Annotated in this window: 3 protein-coding genes; all 3 read right to left on the bottom strand. The window is 67.1% G+C overall.

Features of this window, described 5'->3' with window-relative positions; translation table 11 throughout:
- A partial coding sequence (glmS, locus tag VFJ08_RS00480) for a glutamine--fructose-6-phosphate transaminase (isomerizing) (protein ID WP_324994043.1) occupies positions 1–1,143 on the bottom strand: 1,143 nt, incomplete at its 3' end.
- A 31-nt stretch (positions 1,144–1,174) separates the two neighbouring features.
- Positions 1,175–2,551, bottom strand: coding sequence for a bifunctional UDP-N-acetylglucosamine diphosphorylase/glucosamine-1-phosphate N-acetyltransferase GlmU (gene glmU, locus VFJ08_RS00475; RefSeq protein WP_324994041.1), 1,377 nt, complete (start codon positions 2,549–2,551; stop codon positions 1,175–1,177).
- 35 nt (positions 2,552–2,586) lie between these two features.
- Complete coding sequence (mdoH, locus tag VFJ08_RS00470) at positions 2,587–5,061, bottom strand: glucans biosynthesis glucosyltransferase MdoH (RefSeq protein WP_324994039.1); 2,475 nt, start codon at positions 5,059–5,061, stop codon at positions 2,587–2,589.
- Positions 5,062–5,123: the final 62 nt, after the last annotated feature.

Genomic DNA, 5,123 nt, shown 5'->3' with positions numbered 1-5,123 from the left:
GGGCTTGTTGCAGATCGCGAGCGTCGCGAGATAGCCGGCGCCGGCGTCTAGACCGTTGGCATAGCGCAGCGCGGCCAGCGTGTCGGCGGTCTCGCCGGACTGGCTCAGGGTGACGAACAGGCAGTTTTTGGGCACCACCGGGTCGCGGTAGCGGTACTCGCTGGCCAGTTCGACGTTGCAGGGGATGCGGGCCTCGGCTTCGATCCAGTAGCGGGCGACCATGCCGGCGTGGCTGCTGGTACCGCAGGCCACGATATGCACCGCCTCCACGCCGGCCAGCAGCGCCTCGACCCCGGGGCCGATACTCGAAGCCAGCACGCCGGTGTCGGAAAGCCGGCCCTGCCAGGTGTCGGCGAGCGCGCGCGGTTGCTCATGGATTTCCTTGAGCATGAAGTGCCGGTAGCCGCCTTTTTCGCTCGCCTCGGCCGACAGGCCGGACTCCTGCACCGGACGCTCCAGCACCCGGCCTTCGGCGTCGGTGACTTCGAATCCGGCCGGGGTCAGCGTGACGATGTCGCCTTCCTCGAGATAAACGAAGCGGCGCGTGACCGGCAGCAGCGCGGCCACGTCGGAGGCCACGAAATGCTCGCCGATGCCCACGCCGAGCACCAGCGGCGAGCCGCTGCGGGTGGCCACGAGCGTATCCGGGTCGCCGGCCGCGACCACCGCGAGCGCATAGGCGCCGTGCAGTTCGGCCACGGCGCGGCGCACCGCCTCGGCCAGCGTGGCCGAAGCGGCGCGATAGCTGTCGATCAGATGGGCGACGACTTCGGTATCGGTCTGCGAATCGAAGCGATAGCCGGCTTCATGCAGGCGCGCGCGCAACGCCTCGTGATTCTCGATGATGCCGTTGTGCACCACCGCCACGCGGTCGTTGGATACGTGCGGATGAGCGTTGGTCTCGCTGACGCCGCCGTGGGTGGCCCAGCGGGTATGGGCGATGCCGAGCGTGCCCGGGTTGTGTTCGCCCAGGCACGCCGTCAGCGCCGCCACTTTGCCCACCGCCCGGGTACGCTCGATCCGGCCGTTTTCCACCAGCGCCATGCCGGCGGAGTCGTAGCCGCGATATTCTAGGCGGCGCAATCCCTCGAGCAGGATCGGCGCCACGTTGCGCTGGGCGCTGGCTCCGACGATTCCGCACATGGTGGTCTCCCTGGGACGACTATTGGGCGGGCTATTGATGGCCCGGCGTGTGTTTCTTCGGCCGTTGCCAGCCGTCGACGGTGGTCTGGCGCGCCCGGCCGAGGGTGAGCTTGCCGGCCGGGGCGTTTCGGGTGAGGGTCGTGCCGGCGCCGATGGTCGCGCCTTTTTCGACCGTAACCGGCGCGACGAGCTGGCAGTCCGAGCCGATGAAGGCGTCGTCGCCGATGGTGGTGACGTACTTGTTCGCGCCGTCGTAGTTGCAGGTGATCACGCCGGCGCCGATGTTGACGTCGCGCCCCACCCGGGTGTCGCCGACATAGCTTAAGTGGTTGATCTTGCTGCCTTCGCCTACCTCGACCTTTTTCGTTTCGACAAAATTGCCGATCTTGGCGCGATCGGCGACCCGCGTATCCGGCCGCAGCCGCGCGAACGGGCCGATCTGGCAGCGGGCGCCGATATGCGCGTGCTCGATGACGGTATGCGAGGCGACTAGCGTGTGATCCGCGATCACGCAGTGGCGCAGCACGCAGTTCGGGCCGATGCTCACGCCGTCGCCGAGCACCACGTCGCCTTCGATCACGACGTTGACATCGATGCTGGTATCGCGCCCGGCGCGCAGGCTGCCGCGCAGATCGAAGCGGTCCGGATCGCGCAGCGTCAAGCCCTGGGCCATCAGGGTCTCGGCCTGGCGGCGCTGATAAAGACGTTCGGCACGCGACAAATCGAGCCGGTTGTTGATGCCCTGGGTCTCGGCGACCGTGCCGGCCTGCCCGGCGACCACCGCGATGCCGTCGGCGGCGGCGAGGCCGATGCAATCGGTTAGATAATATTCGCCCTGGGCGTTGCGGTTGGTCAGGCGCGCCAGCCAGTCGCGCAGATGCCGCGCCTGGGCGCACAGCAAGCCGGTATTGGTCTCCTGAATATGCTTTTGTTCGCGGCTGGCGTCCTTGTCTTCGACGATGCCGACGACGCGGTTCTCGTCGTTGCGTAGAACGCGCCCATAGCCGGCCGGGTTGTCGAGCACGACGGTCAGCAAGGCGAGCTTGTCCTCGCCCGCGGCCGCCGCCAGATGCGACAACGTGGCCGCGCGCACCAACGGCACGTCGCCGTAAAGCACGAGCACGCGCGCGTCGTCGGGAATTGCGTCCATGGCCTGCGATACGGCATGGCCGGTGCCGAGCTGCTCGGCTTGGTGGACCCAGTTCACATCCAGATAACCGAGCGCCGACTGCACGGCCTGCCCGCCGTGGCCGTAAACCACATGAATACGATCCGGATCGAGCGTCTGGGCGGCCTCGACCACGTGCTTGAGCAACGGCCGGTCGCCCAGCGGCTGCAGCACTTTCGGCCATGCCGAATTCATGCGTTTGCCCTGGCCGGCCGCCAGAATGACGATATGCAGACTCATTGCGCGATAATCCCCGGATCGGCTCGCTGGCGCGACTATACCGCCGAAGCGGCGACCGGCGTAACCACCGGCTGCCGGCCCAGCCGCGCGGCCACCCAGTCGGGCAGCGTTTCGGCGCTCCAAAGACTGCGATGCAGCCAGTCCAGCCGCTCGGGATCGGCGAGCAGATCGCGCTGTTCGCGAACGCTGAGGCCGTCCGGACCGTCGTTGAGCGCGCGCCGGGCAAGCTCGTCGCGATAGCTGGCCAACCCGGGCTCAAGCCGGCGCGGGCCGCCCTGCAGACCGATGTGCAACGCGGACAACCCCGGATCGACCACGATATCGGCGAAATCCGCCTCGGCGGTTTCGGCCTCGATCTCGATCACCCGCCGCAACTCGGCCGGCGGGTTGTCCTCCTCGGGGATCAGTTGCAGCCCGTTGTTGCGCATCCAGATGCCGATATCCACACGCGAGGTGATCACCGTGATCACGGGTGCTATGAACAGCGGCACCAGGATCGGCAGCAGCCACGGGAAGAATCCCGGCGTGTAGATATAAAGCACGGCGCCCCAGGCCGCCGCCAGCAGCATGCCGGGCAGGTGGAAGCGAATCGCCGCCAGCCACGGCACCCGGGCATCGGCCCGTTGCTGGCTGTTCCATTTGACCTGCTTGCCGATGAGCGTGGTGAATACGAACAACGTATGTGACAGCATGCGTACCGGCGCTAGCAGCGACGTCAGCACGATCTCGATCAGGGTGGAGCCGATCAGATTGCCCACGCCGCCGAAATCCTTCTGCCGGCCGCGCGCGATGATCATCGCCATGCCCAGAATCTTGGGCAGGAACAGAACCACCATCGTGGCGCAGAACAAACTGACCGCCCAGATCGGCTGCCAGACCGGCCAGGACGGAAACAGCGCGCCGGGCGAGGGAAAATAATCCGGCGTCTTCAACGCCTCCATCACCGCCTCGCTCGAGGACAGCACGAGAAACACGAACCAGATCGCGGCCGAGGTATAGGCCATCACGCCGTTGGCGAACAAGGCCCGATGCGCCGGCGCCAGATTATCCGAGAACAGCAGGCGCAGATGCTGGATGTTGCCCTGGCACCAGCGCCGGTCGCGCCCGAGTTCGTCGATCAGCGTCGGCGGGACTTCCTCGTAGCTGCCCGGCAGATCGTAGGCGATATAGACGCCCCAGCCGGCCCGGCGCATGAGCGCGGCCTCGACGAAATCGTGCGACAGGATCTCGCCCGACAGCGCGCCGCGCCCGGGCAGCCTGGGCAGTGCACAGTGCGCCATGAACGGCGCGATGCGGATGATCGCGTTGTGGCCCCAGTAGTGCGCGTTGTCGAGATGCCAGTAGTGCAGGCCGGCGGCGAACATACGGCCGTACACACGGGTCGCGAATTGCTGCACGCGCGCCAGAAAACTCGATCGATTGACCGCGGTCGGCGGGGTCTGGATCAAGCCGGCGCTCGGATTGGCCTGCATCCGATCGACCATCGCGGTCAGCGTCGGCCCGACCATGAGCGAATCGGCGTCCAGCACGATCATGTAGCGATAGTGCCCGCCCCAGCGACGACAGAAATCGGCCAGATTGCCGCTCTTGCGCTTTACCCGCGCGCGACGGCGGCGATAGAACAGCCGATCGAAGGCGCCCAGCCGCCGGCAGGCGTCCACCCAGGCGCGTTCTTCCGCGGCAATGGTGTCGGGCTTGATCGAATCGCTGAGGACGAAGAAGTCGAATTCGTCGAGCCGCCCGGTCGCCTGTAGCGATTCGTAGATGGCGCTCAGCCCGGCGAACGTACGCGCGACCTCCTCTTCGTAAATCGGCATGACGATCGCGGTGCGCACGTACTCTTTTTCCGCCGGCGGCGGCGCCGGGTCGGCCGAAATCCGGTATTTGTCGCCCCGCCAGAGCACGAAGAACCCGGCCATGGCGGTCCAGAAGCCGACCAGAATCCAGGCGAACAGCAACGCGCCGAGCGCCAGGATGACCGCTTCCAACCCCGACTTGCCTTGGTGCGGCAGGGTCGTGAGCATGTAGAACGTGGCCCCGGCCGCCGGCAGGGCCACGAGGAAGAACAGAAATGCCTGGCGCAGGCGCACGATGTTGCGCAGACGGCTCGGCACCGCTTTGGGCAGGCGCCGGCGGCGTTCGATGCTCGGCATGACCCGCGCCATAAAACGCCACGGCCGCCGGTCCATGTTCGCCGGCGACATCGACCAGCGGTTGAGCCGCGGCATCGAGGCGCCGCGGTAGCCGCCCCCGCCCACCGCATGGCGACGTTCGGCCAGATGCGGATAGGCCGCTTCGATACGCGCGGCGAGCGCGGCTTCCCCACGCTCGCCGTGGTCGCCGGCCAACCCGTCGTAGAGCCGCTCGATGGCATCGGCGTGGGTGGCGGGCTCGGCCGCGGCCACGTATTCGCGCAGTTCACGTTGTCGCCCGGGATCGAGATTAAGCCCGCTCAGATAGGCATCGATCCGGCCGAGCGGCGTATCAAGGGCATCGTTCGTACAGCTCACGGCGTCGCCAGCAGATAGCTCCAGGTCTCGGTCAGACCGCCGCCGTTGGCGTCGGCCAGATA

It is taken from the genome of Salinisphaera sp. (assembly GCF_035690525.1).
GTDB lineage: Bacteria > Pseudomonadota > Gammaproteobacteria > Nevskiales > Salinisphaeraceae > Salinisphaera.
Note: the sequence above shows the minus strand (reverse complement) of the source record. Positions and strands in the feature narration are given on the sequence as shown.